Annotated in this window: 14 protein-coding genes; 5 read left to right on the top strand and 9 right to left on the bottom strand. The window is 48.3% G+C overall.

The features are described 5' to 3' along the window. Positions 1-284: 284 nt before the first annotated feature. The 9 genes from EFA69_RS07520 to rpsF all read right to left on the bottom strand — a co-directional run bounded on the left by EFA69_RS07520 (position 285) and on the right by rpsF (position 9,474). Complete coding sequence (locus EFA69_RS07520; protein ID WP_123132489.1) at positions 285-710, bottom strand: cupin domain-containing protein; 426 nt, start codon at positions 708-710, stop codon at positions 285-287. Positions 711-1,121: 411 nt separating this feature from the next. Beyond that, on the bottom strand, positions 1,122-3,656 hold the full coding sequence (gene priA, locus EFA69_RS07515) for a replication restart helicase PriA (protein ID WP_245964519.1): 2,535 nt from the start codon (positions 3,654-3,656) through the stop codon (positions 1,122-1,124). Between the two features lie 55 nt (positions 3,657-3,711). Continuing rightward, positions 3,712-4,185: a hypothetical protein gene (locus tag EFA69_RS07510; protein ID WP_123132488.1), complete on the bottom strand. Its 474-nt coding sequence runs from the start codon at positions 4,183-4,185 to the stop codon at positions 3,712-3,714. Between the two features lie 179 nt (positions 4,186-4,364). After that, complete coding sequence (locus tag EFA69_RS07505) at positions 4,365-6,398, bottom strand: thioredoxin domain-containing protein (RefSeq protein WP_123132487.1); 2,034 nt, start codon at positions 6,396-6,398, stop codon at positions 4,365-4,367. 64 nt (positions 6,399-6,462) lie between these two features. Beyond that, on the bottom strand, positions 6,463-7,446 hold the full coding sequence (locus tag EFA69_RS07500; protein WP_123132486.1) for a GSCFA domain-containing protein: 984 nt from the start codon (positions 7,444-7,446) through the stop codon (positions 6,463-6,465). Between the two features lie 36 nt (positions 7,447-7,482). Next, positions 7,483-8,175 (bottom strand): HAD family hydrolase, encoded by a 693-nt coding sequence (locus tag EFA69_RS07495; RefSeq protein WP_123132485.1) that lies wholly within the window; start codon positions 8,173-8,175, stop codon positions 7,483-7,485. A gap of 221 nt (positions 8,176-8,396) precedes the next feature. Then, complete coding sequence (gene rplI, locus EFA69_RS07490; protein WP_123132484.1) at positions 8,397-8,840, bottom strand: 50S ribosomal protein L9; 444 nt, start codon at positions 8,838-8,840, stop codon at positions 8,397-8,399. A gap of 14 nt (positions 8,841-8,854) precedes the next feature. Further along, entirely contained in the window at positions 8,855-9,106 is a 252-nt protein-coding gene (gene rpsR, locus EFA69_RS07485; protein ID WP_048921044.1) for a 30S ribosomal protein S18, read from the bottom strand. Then, positions 9,103-9,474, bottom strand: a complete 372-nt coding sequence (gene rpsF / locus EFA69_RS07480; RefSeq protein ID WP_123132483.1) for a 30S ribosomal protein S6 — start codon at positions 9,472-9,474, stop codon at positions 9,103-9,105. Before rpsF ends, rpsR begins: the two co-directional genes overlap by 4 nt. Before the next feature lie 711 nt (positions 9,475-10,185). Here rpsF and EFA69_RS07475 point away from each other — a divergent pair. From EFA69_RS07475 to EFA69_RS07455, 5 genes are read left to right on the top strand one after another with little or no spacing between them, the layout of a single operon-like run. Continuing rightward, complete coding sequence (locus EFA69_RS07475) at positions 10,186-11,508, top strand: c-type cytochrome (RefSeq protein ID WP_123132482.1); 1,323 nt, start codon at positions 10,186-10,188, stop codon at positions 11,506-11,508. A gap of 36 nt (positions 11,509-11,544) precedes the next feature. Next, positions 11,545-14,553 (top strand): TAT-variant-translocated molybdopterin oxidoreductase, encoded by a 3,009-nt coding sequence (locus EFA69_RS07470; RefSeq protein ID WP_123132481.1) that lies wholly within the window; start codon positions 11,545-11,547, stop codon positions 14,551-14,553. A gap of 18 nt (positions 14,554-14,571) precedes the next feature. Next, a complete protein-coding gene (gene nrfD, locus EFA69_RS07465) occupies positions 14,572-15,990 on the top strand; it encodes an NrfD/PsrC family molybdoenzyme membrane anchor subunit (protein WP_123132480.1) in 1,419 nt (472 codons plus the stop codon). Continuing rightward, on the top strand, positions 15,983-16,507 hold the full coding sequence (locus EFA69_RS07460) for a DUF3341 domain-containing protein (protein ID WP_123132479.1): 525 nt from the start codon (positions 15,983-15,985) through the stop codon (positions 16,505-16,507). The genes nrfD and EFA69_RS07460 overlap by 8 nt, the downstream gene beginning before the upstream one ends. Then, a complete protein-coding gene (locus EFA69_RS07455; RefSeq protein ID WP_123132478.1) occupies positions 16,507-17,217 on the top strand; it encodes a c-type cytochrome in 711 nt (236 codons plus the stop codon). The genes EFA69_RS07460 and EFA69_RS07455 overlap by 1 nt, the downstream gene beginning before the upstream one ends. Positions 17,218-17,234: the final 17 nt, after the last annotated feature.

Below are 17,234 nucleotides of genomic sequence, written 5' to 3'. Positions count from 1 at the left end.
TTTCTGCGCTTGCCAATGCAATAAAGAAGAAGCAGGCCTTTTTCTGTCTGAAGCCCGCTAAAGTGGGAGTGAACCGGAGTTTACACTTCTGAAACGGATAAAATACGGACTGAATTAACCGCAGCGGCAAGAGTGGGGCAGAGAGGATGCCTTTGCGCATAACTGGGAAAAAGGCAAAAAAAATGCTTAAAAGTAGTCTATCACCAGAGCGCAAGCGGATAGCAGAAGACTACTTTTAAGCTGAAATAGAGTGTGAATGTATCAGTTTTTACGGGGCTAAAACCTTAAGGTTTAACAGCGTATGAAAAAATTTCTGATTTTTTTTCGAAAAGGGGCATAGGCTGCTCCAGGAGCACTATTTTCAAAGGCTTCTTGCCTGTGTTCCAATTTTTGTATTGGGTCAGATCCATCCAGAGGCGGTCGCCGGGTTTTACCTTGATGGTTTTTACCTCCCCGTCTGGGCTCACTATCTTAAGGGTTCCTTCAGAGGCGGCGTAGGCGGCCTGGTCTGGCGTAGCGTGGAAATCCAGGAACTCGCCGGGGGCCAGTTCCAAAGACATGATGCGGAGGTTGTCGGTTTTCAGGACCTGCTGAAATACCTTGGTAGCACGGCTGGCCGGCCCCGAAGCGGGGCTGTTACCGGCAAAGGCGGGAGCCAGGTGAAATAAGAAACAAACTGATAAAATGGCGGAGGTAAGATGCTTTTTCATAATTTTTTATGGTTAAATTTTTTAAACTTTTTTTAGAAGGGTTTGACCATTTCTGGAGGAGCCCTTTTGATTATATAGATGCAAATTTGAGCAAAACGTTGCTTGGGTGTATGTTAATCATTTGTTAAAAGCCTTAAAATGAGGATGAACCCGCTGAAAGATGAGCTGAGGCAGAACTTTTTGAGGATGAAGGAGACAAGTGGTTTTGCCCTGTTTTCAGAAAAAGAGCCGCTAAACGGGAAACAGGCTATGGTGAAGCAAAGCAACGAGGGTTTTAAATACCTCAAGAACCTAAGGTGAAAGACCAAGGGGAGAACAGGAGGCAAGGAAAAAGCAGCGGTGCGTTTAGGGGCGTTTATTTGAAAAAACGCCCCTAAACGCACCGCTGCTAAAGTAGGAATACAGGAGTTGCTAAGAAGGGTCTACGTCTATGGCTACCCGTAATTGTTTAAAGTCTTTGTTCTGGAGCAGCAGATGCACCGCTTCCTGGATATGCGCCTTAGATTCGCGCAGGTGTCCGCTGTCCCGGTCCAGTTTCACGTGAATTTCCTGCAGGAACTGATTCCTGATCTTGAACACATGCGGGGCTTCGGGACCCAGCACGCCCGTTCTGCCCAGACGGTCCACCAAGTCCTTGGCCAGCGTGATGGCGGCAGCTTCGCAGGGCTTGGCCTCCGGATGTTTCACGGTGACTTTGATCATGCGCACAAACGGCGGATAACGGAACTTCTGCCGCTCGGCAATCTCCTGCTCGTACAGACCCAGGTAATCGTTCTCAATCACCCGCTGGAAAATGGCCTGGTTGGGGTTGGCCGTCTGGATCAAGACCTTGCCTTTGTTGCCTTTTCGGCCGGCGCGGCCACTTACCTGCACAAACAACTGGTACGCCCGCTCATGGGCCCTGAAATCGGGGAAATGGATGAGGCTGTCGGCGCTCAAGATGCCCACCAGGCTTACGTGCTCAAAATCCAGCCCTTTGGTCACCATCTGGGTGCCTACCAGAATATTGGTACGCTGTTGCTCAAAGTCTTCAATGATCTGCTGATGACTGTTTTTGCGTTTGGTAGTGTCCAGGTCCATGCGCTGGATCTGGGCCTCCGGCAGAATCAGTTTCAGGTCATCCTCAATCTTCTCCGTCCCGAACCCCACTGTTTTGAGCATGGTGGAGCCGCAGGCGGGGCAATCATTGGGTTTGCGTTCGGTGTAGCCGCAGTAATGGCAGCGGAGCTCGTTGGAAAACTTGTGGTAAGACAAACTCACGGCGCAATGGCGGCACTTGGGAATCCAGGCGCAGTCATTGCAGTCAATGAAGGGGGCGTACCCGCGGCGGTTCTGGAACAGGATCACCTGCTCATGGCGGTGCAGCGTGTCTTCAATGTCATGGATGAGGCGCTGGGAGAAATGGCTCATCATGTTCTTGCGGAGGCTCTCCTGGCGCGTGTCTACCAGCTCTACCTGCGGCAACGTGGCCTCTCCGTAGCGCTCATGCAGGTTCACCAGCCCCCAGCGGCCTGTCTGGCAGTGGTAATACGTTTCCACCGACGGCGTGGCCGATCCCAATAAAGTCTTGGCCCCCTGGAACTGCGCCATCATGAAGGCTACCTCGCGGGCATTGTAGCGGGGGGCAGGCTCGTGCTGCTTGTAGGAAGGTTCGTGCTCTTCGTCTACAATGATGAGCGAGAGCGAGTGGAACGGCAGAAACACCGAGGACCGCACGCCCACCACTACCTGAAACCTGCCGGACAAGATGCCGTTCCAGACCTCTACGCGTTCATTATCTGAAAACTTGGAGTGGTACACGCCCAGTCGGTCCCCGAACACGCGCTTCAGCCTGACCACAATCTGGGCGGTAAGGGCAATCTCAGGGAGCAGGTACAGGACCTGGCCACCGGCTTCCACCGCCTTCTGGATCAGGTCAATATACACTTCGGTTTTACCGCTACCTGTAATGCCGTGCAGCAGCACCGTGCTTTTGTCACCGAACTGTTCCAGAATCTGGTCCCGGGCGGTTGCCTGGGCCGGAGAAAGCTCAGAAGTAAGATACGGCCCTCGGCCCTCGGCCATAGGGAAGCGGTTCACCACCACGTCAAACTGCTCCAGTACCCCATTCTTGAGCAAGGTGTTGATGGCTGAGAGTGACAGGTGCGGATTGGAGGTGAGCAGGTTTTTCTCGATACCCTCGTGGTTCAGGAGCAGATTGTGCAGAATGGGCGTGAGCTGCACGTATTTGAGCAGCACATCCAGTTGCTTGGGTTTGGCGGCCAGTTGGTTGAAGAGTTCTTCCAGGGTTTCCTCATCAGTGACAAACTGGGGGGCCAGCCGCACCTTTTTTACCACTTTGGGGGCGTATTTCTCCGCTATTTCCTCATAGATGATGATGATCTCTTTGAGGAGCAGTGATTTGATGATTTTATGGAAGCTGGTGAGCTGCAGCAGCTGGCCTACCTCTGTAAACGTGAGGTGCTGTTTCTGGCGCAGCCCGAAGATAATCTTCTCTTCATGGCTGGTGAGCGGCCACTCATTGGTCTCTTCATTGAACTGCGGGTGCAGCTGAATCTTAGACTCACTGCTGAGTTTCAAGGCCGAAGGTAGGGCCGCGTTGATGACTTCGCCCAGCGTGCAAAGGTAGTATTCAGCCATCCAGAGGAAGAGGCGCAGCTGCGGGCCGGTTACTACGGGTTTTTCGTCGATGACTTCCAGCAGGTACTTCGCCTGGTATTCTTTGGGCGGCTGGTCATGCACCCGCGCCACCACACAGCTCAATACTTTCTTGGAGCCGAACTGCACCAGTACGCGCGCCCCCACCAGCACCTCGTCGCTCATCTGGTAAGGCACCCGGTAGGTGTAGAGTTTGGGCAGGGGCAAAGGTAAAATGACGTCCGCGAACAGGGTTACCCGTTCAGGGACGTCATCAGAAGGAGTATGAAATTCTAATTCAGGTGTCAAAGCGGCCAATTTAGCCCAAAGTTCGGAAAAACAGGCCGGAAACGGAAAGCTTTCCTTACTGTACCTGAAAGTCTTCCACCAAAAGAACTACCTGCTGTTCTTCTGGGTCTTTGTCTTGTAAGACGGTGGCGTAGAGAAGCACGGGCTCGTCTTTGCGCAATTCAATCTCCAGTTGGCCCACTACGTCAGATTTCACGGGTAACCACACCTGTTTGTCGGCGGCGGTGAAGAGCACTTCTTTCCGGAACTGACGGATGTTGCTGGGCTTAAACCCTTTTGCTTTCATGAGCTGGATGTTCTCCAGGGAAATATTCCGGACTTCGCCTTCGTAGACTAAGGGTAAACGGCAGGCGTCAAGCGAAGCCTGGGCTGAGGGAGCTTGAGATACTGCCGGTTGTTGCAGCGCTTCAAAGGTTGTCTCTGGGTGCGATTTCTGTAGTTTTTTCCAGTAACCGTCTCCATTTCTTTGAGAGTAAGCAGAAGCTGCACAGGCAAGCCATAGCCCACCTATTAAAAGTACTTTTTTCACAGATGTCAAAGGTTTATTTGATGGGGCAACAGTCATCAATGTCAGTCAGTTCTATAGAGGTTAGAAAAAAGTGATTTTATGAGTAATGCTTAACCTTTACTTGTTAAAGTTATAAACTTTTCTGCAAACGCCTTTCTATTGGAATAGTAAGCTTACGAAATTACTATTTAGGAATGAAATTAAATCTGCCAAATTTGTTCCAGCGCCTCCGCTACGGACTGTACCGGCAACTGACAGGCCTTGTTGTAGCATACATATAAGGTGGTTTTTCCATTTTGCACAATACGGTCTTCCAGCAGCGGCAAATCAGAAGTATTTTCTTCCTTGCTCCCTACCAGTAAAGCATTAGGCAGGAAGTGCTGCTGGAGCAGGCCTCTGAATGGATGTGCCTCAGGTCCTATGATGGCAATCTCAGCGGTGGGTTTTAATTGCAGATAGAAAAGCGATGCCCAATTAGCCAGATGCGTAGGTTCTTTCACTACCAGGTCCCGTACTTTAGAGAGCATTTTCTGCGATAGGCGGGTGTAGCGTTCCTTGTCATAGAAAAGCCCCAGGAAATGCAGGTTCATAGCCATGACGGAATTGGACGCAGGCACCACATTGTCAAAAATCTCCTTCTTGCGGGCGATCAACTGTTCCCCGGCAGAGCCAGTGAAGTAGAATAATTCCTCTTCTTGGTCAAAGAAGTTATTGAGCGTGTACTCCGTTAATCTTTTCGCTTCCTGGAGCCAGTGTTCTTCAAAAGTAACCTGGTACAGGCCAATCAAGGCTTGTATGAGCAGGGCGTAATCTTCCAGAAAACCGTCTATGGTAGCTTTGCCTTCTTTGTAATTGTGGTATAACTGGTTGCCTTGCTTGAGTTTGCTCAGGAGAAAATGAGCGTTGGTGCAGGCGAGTTCCAGAATTTTGGGTTCTCCCAAAGCTTTGTAGGCATCTACCAGCCCAGTGAGCATGAGGGCGTTCCAGGAAGTGAGGATTTTGTCATCCAGCCCCGGGCGTACGCGCTGGCTGCGGGCTTTGAGGAGAGTGTCTTTCCAGAGCTGGATGCGCTCCTGCAGTTCTTCCAGACTCAAGCCCTGGTCAGCGGCGAAGGCCTCATCGGTTTGGCGACGGTGCAGAATGTTCAGGCCGTGTTCCCAGTTTCCTTCTGGAGTAATTTGGTAGTATTGGCTGGCCAATTCAGCTTCTTCGCCTAAAAACTCCTGTACTTCAGATTGGGTAAAGACATAGAATTTGCCTTCCACTCCCTCGCTGTCGGCGTCTAGGGAGGAGTAAAAGCCGCCTTCCGGGCTGGTGAGTTCCCGTTCCACAAATGAGATGGTTTCCTGCAGCACCTGCTTATAAAGCTCATTGCGGGTAACCTGATAGGCCTCGGCGTAAAGACTCAGGAGTTGGCCGTTGTCATAGAGCATTTTCTCAAAGTGGGGCACCAGCCAGGCATCGTCTACCGAGTAGCGGGCAAAGCCGCCACCCACCTGGTCATAGATGCCCCCAAAAGCCATTTCTTCCAGCGTGAGGTTCACTTGTTCCAGAGCGGCTGGGTTCTGGCTGTGCTGGTAATAGCGCAACAGAAAGCGCCAGATGCTGGGCATGGGAAATTTAGGAGCGCCGCTGGTGCCGCCCCGTTTCAGGTCAAAGCTGGCTTTCAGGTTTGCAAACATCTGCTCAAAGGCCTCCTGGCTGAAATCCTGGTTCCCGATTTGGAGACCATATTTAGCGAGCTCACTTTGGTTCAGGTGCAGCACAAACTGATCGGCGGATTTGTCTAATTCAGCGCGGCTTTTGGAATATGCTTCGGCAATGCTCTGTAACAGCTGTACCCAGTTCTGGGGCGGGAAATAAGTGCCTCCGTAAAATGGTTTGGCGTCTGAATTCAGGAACACGTTGAGCGGCCAGCCGCCCTGCAAGCCCATGGCATGCAAGGCATCCATGTACACCTGGTCCACATCGGGACGCTCTTCACGATCAACCTTGATGCAGACGAAGTCCTTGTTCATTACCTCGGCAATCTGCCCGTTCTCAAAGGACTCATGTTCCATCACATGGCACCAGTGGCAGGCGGCGTATCCTATGCTCACCAGAATGGGCTTCTGTTCGGCTTTGGCTTTCTCTAGGGCTTCGGGGCCCCAGGGATACCAGTCTACTGGGTTATAGGCGTGCTGCAACAGATACGGGCTTGATTCCTGGGCCAGGCGGTTGGGCTTCTTTTCCATAGTTGTATTGATAGGTAACGGTGCGTTTAGCGGCTCTTTTTCTGAAAAATGACCTAAAACGTATTTATGACATACGCAGCTGGCGCTGTACTGTCTCTATTTCTGCTTGCACATCGGCGATGGGAGCAAGCAACTGTAGTTTCTGGAGGAGCTTCTGCAGGAATTTGTGGTGCGCGGGGCTTTGGGGATGAAACGGTTTATGCGCCAAATCCCGCTGTATTTCTGCCCATTGTTGAATGAAAGCGGTGAAGTCCTGATCTGCGTATGCCTGTGTGAATTTCTCCCAGATGTACTGTTCGGCCATGGCCGATGGGTGGAGCAAATCCTCTGCGAAGAACCGGTAGTCCCGGAGATCGTCCAGAAGCAGTTCATACGCCGGAAAGTAGGTTGTTTGATGGTGCTCCTCCGTAGCTGTGTGCGTCGCCACCCGCAATAGGCTTTTGCTCACACTGTTGAGCGGCAGCGTGTCTTTAAGATGACGAACGGGGCTTACAGTGAGAATTACCCGTTGATTAGGGCAGTGAGTATGGAGCAACTCCAGGGTTTGGCGGGTATCCTGTTCCAGTTCAGACAGGGAGAGCAGCCGTTTGGAGAATTCCCGTTGCGGAATTTTATGGCAGTTGGCTACCAGGGCTCCATTGTCTCGCCGCTCGTACACAAAAGCTGTTCCCCAGGTCAGCAATACTGTTTCAGCCTGTAAAAGGAAGTGGTGCGCCCGTAGAATTTGCTCCGTGAGTTGTTTTAGCAGCTCTTCGCGCTGCGGATGCGAGAAAGAAGAGTGGAAGTCATAGTGGTGCCAGATGCCGTTCTGTTCCACCAATCCTTCCTCCAGCCAGGCAACGTCTTGTTGAAGACTTGCCCTCAGGAGCTTATGCATGGAGAGCGGGTTAAAGATGGTCCCGAATGGGTTCACCAAGACGTTCGCTTTAACTTCCTGCAATTTTCTGCCTATTACCTCGGCAAAGCAGGAACCTATGGTGAAGATGCCTTTGGGGCGGGAGATAAAAGAGGGAGCGGGAGGTACAATGATTTCTGTGCGGAACTGCATGAGAAAAAGCGAATTTGAAACTATGCCCTGGGTTACTTATTTAGTTTGCGCGAGCGGAGTAAGCACTGGATACAGTTGTTCCAGAGCGTGAATGGTGAAGACGGGGTTTGCCGCTAAGCATCGTTCTTTGTTGCCGTAGCCATAAGCAGCCCAGCAAGACGTAAGACCGGCATTGTTGGCGAAAAGAAGATCGGCGTGGGTGTCGCCTACCATCAATATCTGGGAAGGGGAAAGGTGCGGGTAAGTGGGTCTGATTACCTGTTCATATGCCATTGAATTCGGTTTTTTCTTCAGTGGCCGCTGCGGGTCATCGCCTATGACTAAGTCAAAGTAGTGGCGGAGGTTAAACCTTTCCAACGCATCTTCAATGGCTCTTTGCCCTTTGTTGCTAATCACCCCGCAGCAGATGCCCCATTCTTTGAGCTTCACGAAAAGCTGTTCTGCTCCCTGGAAGAGGGTGGTGAGGCGGCCGCCGTCAGTATCATAGATATGGCGGTATTGAAGAACCCATTCCTGCAAGGCCTGCTCCTCTTGTTGCAGGGAGGGGTGCAGCAAAGGCAAGAGCTCAGATAGGTTTCCTCCCGTGGCAATGGCTTCTATGATGGTAGCTGGGGCCGGAGGCGTAACATTCATTTGCTCAAAGGTTTTCTTGAAGCTGTAGAGAATGGCCTCTTGGGTAGCGCAGAGGGTTCCATCAAAATCAAAGATGACAACAGAATATGGTAGCATAGGAAGAATGACAGGGAGTAGCCCAAATGTATTACCTTTTACCTACCGGAGAAATAATGGTTTGCAGGTTTAACTGTGTTAAACCTGCGGTTTAGGCAAGATTCAGGAAAAACGGCCGCTAAACGCAATGATCAATAGAGAAGGGAAGTAGGGAAGGGTACAAAACAAGACAACCTGCCGGGTTACGGCAGGTTGTCTCAATAGGATGCGTAAGAGGCTACTTAGGCAGCAACTACGTTGAAGCGGATTTGGTGCTTCACTTCTTTGTGCAGGTTAAGCGTAGCGGTGTACTCGCCCAAAGATTTTACTTCCTGGTCAAAGTCAATACGCTTACGATCTACATCATAACCTAATGATTTCAGAGCTTCAGAGATTTGTAAGGTTGTCACTGCACCGAAGATTTTACCGGTTTCACCTGCTTTGGCAGGAATTTCCAGGGTAGTTTCTCCAATACGGTTTGCCAGTTCCTGAGCGTCTTTTTGGATTTTCTCAGCTTTGTGAGAAGCTTGGCGAATGTTCTCAGCCACTACTTTACGGGCAGAAGGAGTAGCCATTTCAGCTAATCCTTGAGGGATAAGGTAGTTACGGCCGAAGCCTGGCTTTACGGTAACGATATCGTTTTTGTAGCCAACGCCTTTCACGTCATCTTTCAGAATAACTTCCATCTTGTTTTACCTCCTTATTTTAAAGAATCCGTTACGTAAGGCAAAATTGCCAAGTGGCGCGCTCTGGCAACAGCCTGAGATACGCGGCGCTGGAACTTCAAGCTGGTTCCGGTTAAACGGCGTGGCAACAGTTTGCCTTGCTCGTTTACAAACTTCAATAAGAAGTTACCGTCTTTGTAGTCAATGTACTGGATTCCGTTTTTCTTGAAACGGCAGTATTTCTTGCGTGTGTCTTGCTTGTGGATTTTTTCGTTTACTAAACTCATGACGCTTGGGCCTCCTTCTCTTTTTTAGATGATTTGAATTCTCCGTTTCTGCGACGCTCATTGTAAGCAACAGCGTGCTTATCTAGGGCAGTAGTAAGGAAGCGGATGATTTTCTCATCACGACGGAAAGCAAGCTCCAGGGCATCTACCACAGTAGAGGGACCTTGGAACTCAATGAGGTGATAGAAACCAGTGTTTTTTTTCTGGATTGGGTAAGCCAGTTTTTTCAAGCCCCAGTTCTCCTCATGGATAATGTCGGCGCTATTTTCCTTAAGCACCTGTCTGAACTTCTCGACCGTCTCCTGCATCTGAGCCTCGTTCAGCAACGGGGTCATGATGAAAAGAACTTCGTAATTTTTTAAAGTCATTTGTAAAAATGATTTTGGTTCGAAGGGGCAAAGGTAGAATTATTTTAGCCATTCTCCAAAATAACTTTTGATAAAGCCCACAAGCAGAGGAGCTAAAAAAAATGCTGCCCTTGAATTGGTTTTTGCATAGACGAAAGATCTGTGCCGACCTACTGGATCTGTTCTAAAAAGAAATATAAGTAGAGGAGCAGGAGCCGGAAGAGAATGGAATAGAAGAAGAGAACAAGTCTGAGTTAGCGGGTTAAAAAAGTCTTACCTACTTATATAAGGAGTAGAGACTGGTGAGTAGTGATTTGAACTGTTAGTTAAGGGCCGCATAAAAATGTTTTCAGGGTGACTGTACTTTGAAAATATAATTATAGGATTAGAATAAGTACGAAGAAGTGTGGAATAAATACTAGTTTGTGTTTAAGTAATTATTTTTATGAAATAATTTATCTTGTATGTGGGCTAGTTCAATCTTCAAAGAAGGGAGAAATAGAGAGAAAACGAGAGGTGAGAGATATGTATTCAATTTTCCTATATAATTTATAAGGATTCTAAATAGTGCCTAAACAGGCTGCTTTAAAGGGTTTAGGGGGTTAAAGCAGGTGGTAATGAGGGAAATATCAAAGGGGAAAAATAAGGGATATTGTGTTTGAATAATGGTGTGCGGGTAGTAGATTTGTGGCCGTAATGTACTTTCACTATTCTTAACACTACAATTAAGCTATGATTAGCTGTAAAAAGAGAGCAAAATATACCTTCCTACTCCCTTTTCTCTTGTTGTTCTTTGTTGTTTCGTCTGCGTTCGCGCAAGCGCCAGAACAAAGCCAGACAGGGACGGCTGGTGTAACCCCAGGAGCTGAGGCCCCGGCAGCCGGAGGTGGAGGCGGTGCTGACGCAGCCCTTATTGAAAATGGTCAGACCCTGTTTAAAAACAACTGTACCCAGTGTCACTCAGTGGGTACAGATGTGGTGGTTGGGCCCGGTTTGCGCGATGTGCACAAGAGAAGATCTGAGGCTTGGTTGATAAAATGGATCAAGAACTCCAGTGCTCTAATTCAAAGCGGAGACAAAGATGCGGTAGCGGTCTTTAATGAGTACTCCAAGCAGCAAATGCCTTCTTTCGCCTTCTCTGATGACGAACTGAAGTCAATCATCGCTTATATTGAGAGTGCGAGCGCTGCGCCAGAGAATGTGCAGAGTGCGCCATCTGCGGGTCCGGAAGGAGCTAAGGCTGGTGAAAATGTAGGTACTGATGCTCTTGGAAGTGTGGGTGGTTATGTAGACTTGCTGCTGGTGGTACTGGTAGTGGTTCTTATTGTCCTGGTGATCACACTCCTGATTATAGCGTCAGTTCTTAAGAACTATCTGAAAGGCAAAGAAGACCTGACTGGTGCTGAGCAGGAAATGCTGGAGCGCAGAACCAATTTTGCGAATATCTACAAATCAAAAGCCGTAAGAGTGATTGTAGGTCTAATTGTAGTGGTTGTTTTAGTTGATATCTCCATTGATAAAGTAATGGGTGTGGGTATTCAGCAAGGATACGCTCCAAGACAGCCAATCGCTTTCTCTCACAAGTTGCACGCCGGTGATCACCAGATCAACTGTAACTACTGCCATACCTCTGTATATAAGAGTGCTAGTGCAAACATTCCTTCCGCTAACATCTGTATGAACTGCCATAGCCAGATCAAGAAGGAGTCTGCTGAAATTCAGAAAATCTACCGTGCCATTGAAAATAACAAGCCAATTGAGTGGGTACGTGTTCACAACCTACCAGACCTGGCTTACTTCAATCACTCACAGCACACAAAGGTAGGCGGTGTTGAATGCCAGACATGCCATGGCCCTATTGAGACAATGGAAGTGGTAGGCCAATACTCACCTCTGACTATGGGCTGGTGTATTGATTGCCATAGAAATACCCCTCTTAACACTGAAGGCAACGCCTATTATGACAACTTAGTGAAGTTGCATGAGAAGCAATCTAAAGGCGCGTTTGTGGTTGCGTCTCAAGGTGGAACAGAATGTTCTAAATGCCACTACTAATCAATTCCATATCCTGAATTTGAGTTTTTGAGATATATGCAAGAAACAATTAAATACTGGAGAGGGGTAGAGGAGTTAAACAATACTCCGGAATTCCAGAAGCATGCTCATAATGAGTTTCCTGAGTTCCTGCCAGTAAGTGAGGCTAATGGAGGAGAAGCCTCTTCCTCTTCTGTAGCTCCAAGACGTGATTTCTTAAAGCTGTTGGGCTTTGGGGTAGCGGCGGCAACGCTTGCCTCCTGTGAAGCTCCGGTGCGGAAAGCAATCCCTTACCTGCACAAACCTGAGGAAGTAGAGCCCGGTACACCTAACTGGTATGCCTCTACTTATTTCATGGGTGATATTTATAACTCCATATTGGTGAAGACCCGTGAAGGTCGTCCAATCAAAGTGGAAGGAAACAACCTTTCTCCTATCACCCAAGGTGCTACGCATGCTCGGTCTCAGGCTTCTTTGCTGACCCTGTATGATAACAACCGTCTTAAAGGTCCGGTAGCAAAAGGCAAGAGTGCTTCATGGGAGCAGATTGACCAAGAGATCCGTACTCGCCTGACAGGTGTGCAAGGAAGAGTGGTGTTAGTTTCTAATACCATTATCAGCCCAAGCACAAAGGCGGTGATCAGAGACTTTGGTGCTCAATTCCCTTCTTTTGAGCACGTTACCTATGATGCAAAATCTGCATCAGCCTTATTGCGGGCTAACGGCGGATTAGTGCCTGGCTATGACTTCAGCAAAGCGAACGTGATTGTATCTGTTGGTGCTGACTTCCTAGGTACTTGGATTTCTCCAGTAGAATACTCAAAGCAATATATTGTTAACCGTAAAGTAACTGCTGACAGACCTGTCATGTCTCGCCACTATCAGTTTGAGAGCTTTTTGTCTCTAACTGGTGCTAACGCAGACGTACGCGTACCTGTTAAACCATCTGAGTATGGTGCTGTAGTTGCTGCACTATATAACAGAATTGCAGGTGGAACCGGAGGAGCAGCCATACAGGCACCTTCTACTCCTTATGCAAAACAAGTAGATGCCGCCGCCAAAGAATTGTTGGCCAGCAGAGGTGCAGCATTAGTAGTATCTGACTCTAATGATCCGGCCGTTCAAACTCTGGTGACCGCTATCAATGCCGCTTTAGGCGCAAATGGCTCTACCATCAATACTGCTGTTCCTTCCTATGTCCGTCAGGGTGACGATGCGCGTATGCTGCGTCTAATCAATGACATGAACAATGGCGCAGTAGGTGCTGTGATTTTCTATGGTGTAAACCCTGTTTATGATCACCCACTTAGCCAGCAGGTAGCGAGCGGAATCAAAAAAGTAGGAGTGAAGATTTCTTTCGCAGACAGAGAAGACGAGACTGCTACATTAGTAGACTATATCTGCCCAGATAGCCATTTCCTGGAATCTTGGAACGATTATGAGCCAAAGAGAGGCTTCTTAAGCTTGGCTCAACCTACCATCACTACCATCTTCAATACCAGACAAGCTCAGGATTCTTTACTGAAATGGACAGGATCTACTTCTGACTTTTACACAGTTATCCAAAGAACTTGGTCTAGCATCGTAGGCGGTGCTGCTGCTTGGGATAAAGCCGTACATGATGGTGTTGCCACTGGAACAACAGGCGCGAATGAGCCAACTGCACCGGCTGCTCCTATGACGCTTGCCGCTGCTGCTGTAAGCATCAACAGAGCTGGTCGCGGGGGCAAAGGCATTGAGCTTGAAATTTACGAAAAAGTAGCTATTGGAGCCGGCCAACACACTAACAACCCTTGGTTGCAGGAAATGTCTGATCCTACTACCAAAGCTACTTGGGATAACTATGTCACTATCTCCAGCACAATGGCCAAAGACCTTGGCGTTGAGCAAAATGATATTTTAAGAGTAACAGCTAAAGGGAAGTCTATTGAGCTGCCAGCGCTTATTCAACCAGGACAAGCACCTGGAACAGTAGGTGTCGCGATTGGTTATGGACGTACTCATGCTGGACAAGCTGGTAACAATGTAGGAGCTAATGTTTATCCACTAGTATCTGTAGCCGGCGACTCTTTGATTTATTCCAACACCGTGGAAATTGCGAAAGCAGGAGGTGATAAGCCAATTGCCCAAACGCAAACGCACCACACAGTGATGGGACGTATTGTAGTGCAGGAGAATACCCTTGCTAATTACAAGAAAGATCCTAAGAGTGTAACTGAATACATTAAAATTGCTACTCCGGACGGCCCTCAGAAGCCTCAGAAAATCTCCCTGTGGCAGGACTATGAGTATAAGAACCACCACTGGGGTATGGTCATTGACCTTAACTCATGTATTGGTTGCGGTACTTGTACCATCAGCTGCCAGGTAGAGAACAACGTGCCGGTAGTAGGGAAGCAAGAGGTGTTGAATCGCCGTGAAATGCACTGGCTGCGTATTGACCGCTACTATAGCAGCGATGCCACCCGTGAAGACGGAGGTTTTGAGAAGATGGAGAATCCATCAGAGAACCCTTCCGTTATCTTCCAGCCAATGCTTTGCCAGCACTGTAACCATGCTCCTTGTGAAACAGTGTGTCCTGTGGCTGCAACCATGCACAGCACCGAAGGTATAAACCAAATGGTGTATAACCGTTGTGTAGGTACCCGTTACTGCGCTAACAACTGTCCGTACAAAGTTCGTCGCTTCAACTGGTTCAACTACGCCAACAACGAGAAGTTCGATTACCAGATGAATAACGATCTTGGTAAGATGGTATTGAACCCAGATGTAACTGTTCGTTCACGTGGGGTAATGGAGAAATGCTCTTTCTGCGTTCAGCGTATTCAGTATGGTAAACTAGAGGCTAAGAAAGATGGCCGTCGCCCTAAAGATGGAGAAATTGTTACAGCATGTGCTCAGTCCTGCCCAACCAATGCCATCATCTTCGGTGATATGCTCGATCCAAACAGCCAGGTTTCTCAAATCCTGAAGCGTGAGCAAGGAGAGCGTGCTTTCCACGTATTGGAAGAGTTGAACACTCAGCCAAACGTTACCTACTTAACCAAAATCAGAAATCAAGCTTAATTTAACACAGAAAGATATATGCAGCACGTATCTCCTATAAGAGAGCCCCTAGTAACCGGGGGTAAAACTTATGCAGACATCACGGAGGATGTATGCCGGCAGGTGGAAGCCAAGCCGAACGTCCGCTGGATGATGGCCCTGGGAGTTTCTCTGGTTTTTCTCGGTATCTTTATCTACTCTGTATACCGAACCCTATGGTTCGGTATAGGGGAGTGGGGGCTTAACAAAACCGTAGGTTGGGCATGGGATATTACCAACTTCGTGTGGTGGGTAGGTATCGGTCACGCCGGTACACTTATCTCTGCGATCTTGTTGTTATTCCGTCAGAAATGGAGAACCTCCATCAACCGTGCGGCTGAGGCGATGACCATTTTTGCGGTAATCTGTGCGGCTATGTTCCCTGTACTTCACATGGGACGTCCGTGGTTGGCTTACTGGGTATTGCCTCTCCCTAACACTTTCGGATCGCTGTGGGTGAACTTTAACTCCCCACTGCTTTGGGACGTATTCGCGATTTCAACTTATTTCTCTGTATCGCTTGTTTTCTGGTACATTGGGCTTATCCCAGACTTCGCTACCATTCGTGATAGAGCTACTGGTCCAATTGCACGTAGAGCTTACGCTTTATTGAGCATGAACTGGACAGGTTCTGCCAAACACTGGTCACGTTATGAAACTGTTTCCCTGATTCTTGCCGGTTTAGCAACTCCACTGGTACTTTCGGTACACACTATCGTATCCATGGACTTTGCAACCTCAGTTATCCCAGGATGGCACACCACCATCTTCCCTCCATACTTCGTGGCAGGTGCGATCTTCTCAGGTTTTGCGATGGTATTGACCTTGATGATTATCACGCGTAAAACCTTTGGTCTTGAGGATTATATCACTCTTGAGCACGTAGAATCCATGAACAAGGTAATTACCTTAACTGGTTCTATTGTAGGGGTAGCGTATATCACTGAGTTCTTCATTGCTTGGTATTCAGGAGTAGAATACGAGCAGTATGCCTTCATCAACCGTGCTACGGGTCCTTACTGGTGGGCATACTGGTCCATGATGACATGTAACGTAATCACTCCTCAGCTATTCTGGTTCCGTTCCATCCGCCGTAGCTTAACTGCTACTTTCATCATCTCCATCTTCGTAAACATTGGGATGTGGTTTGAGCGCTTCGTGATCATTGTAACTTCTCTGCACCGTGACTTCCTTCCATCTAGCTGGGTTATGTTCTCTCCAACTAGCATTGACATTGGAGTATATGTAGGAACCATGGGCTTGTTCTTCACCCTATTCCTACTGTTCGCTAAGTTCTTCCCAGTGGTGAACATGGCAGAAGTGAAATCAATTTTGAAGTCGTCTTCCGGCGTGAATCATACTCACAATCCAGACGCATCTATGCACGGTACAGCTCCTAAATCTCACAAGCATGACTAGTAAAAAATATATACTCGGTGTATTTGAAGATGAGGATGTCCTGCTGAGCGCAATTGAGAAAACTCGTGCGGCAGGAACAAAGATCTATGATGTCTTCTCTCCGTACCCTATCCACGGAATTGACGATGTGTTGGGAATCCAACGTTCGCGGTTGCCTATTGTAGCTTTCTTCTGTGGCTTATGTGGTACTTCGTTTGCTCTTTGGATGCAAATCTACATGTTAGGCTTTGATTGGCCTATGATCATTGGTGGTAAGCCTCACGTGTCGTTGCCAAGCTTTATTCCGGTAACGTTTGAGTTAACGGTGTTATTTGCAGCCTTTGGTATGGTTATCACGTTCTTTATCATCAGTGGCTTACGCCCAACATTGAAAGTACCTGTCATGGATGTACGCTCAACAGATGATAAATATATCATGGCCATTGAATTGAAAGAAGGTACTGATATTTCTAAACTGAATGATCTTCTCCGCTCAAACGGGGCAATTGAAGTAAACGAGAAGGAGGTAGTTAAATAATGAACAATTTCTTCAGAACAGGGGCAAAAGCCTCCTTGATTCTTTTCTCTTCCGTTCTTCTTGCGTCATGTGGAAAGGATGACCAAGATCCAGGATCAGAATATGCGCCAGACATGTATTATCCGGTATCTTATGAGCCGCTCAAGCAACTGGCCGATAATAAAAACGCAATCAACCCAGGTGGTTTGAACATGCGTGTTCCTGCCGAGCACACCATTGCCAGAGGTAAATTAGGGTTCTATACCCATATCTCTAAAGACAGTGCCGAAATTGCAGGCCGTGAGTTGGTGAATCCTGTAGCAAGGACTACTCAGAACCTGGAAGAGGGCAAGGTACTTTACTTACGCTTTTGCTCTCCTTGCCATGGAGAGACTGGCCAGGGAGATGGTTTGGTAGGCGCTAAATTTAAGGGGGTGCCAAACTATACGCAAGGACGCTATGCGACACTCCCTGTAGGTCACATTTATCACGTTATTGTAAATGGACGTGGTCGTATGATGCCTCACGGAACGCAGGTGAATCCGCAGGAACGCTGGAAGATCTCCATGTATGTGCAGCAACTGCAAAAAGGAATTACTGATGCCAGTGGTGCTGAAACCGCTGATACAGGTTCAACCTCTACAGATGCCCCACAGGGAGCCAGTACAACCGAAAATACTAATCCAGTAACAGGTACCACTGCCGATCCTACCAAGGATACGCGCAACTAACCTAAAAGGTAAATTTG

It is taken from the genome of Rufibacter immobilis (genome assembly GCF_003721565.1).
Taxonomy (GTDB): domain Bacteria; phylum Bacteroidota; class Bacteroidia; order Cytophagales; family Hymenobacteraceae; genus Nibribacter; species Nibribacter immobilis.
The sequence above is the reverse complement of the archived record's forward strand: the minus strand, read 5'-3'. Positions and strand labels throughout refer to the sequence as shown.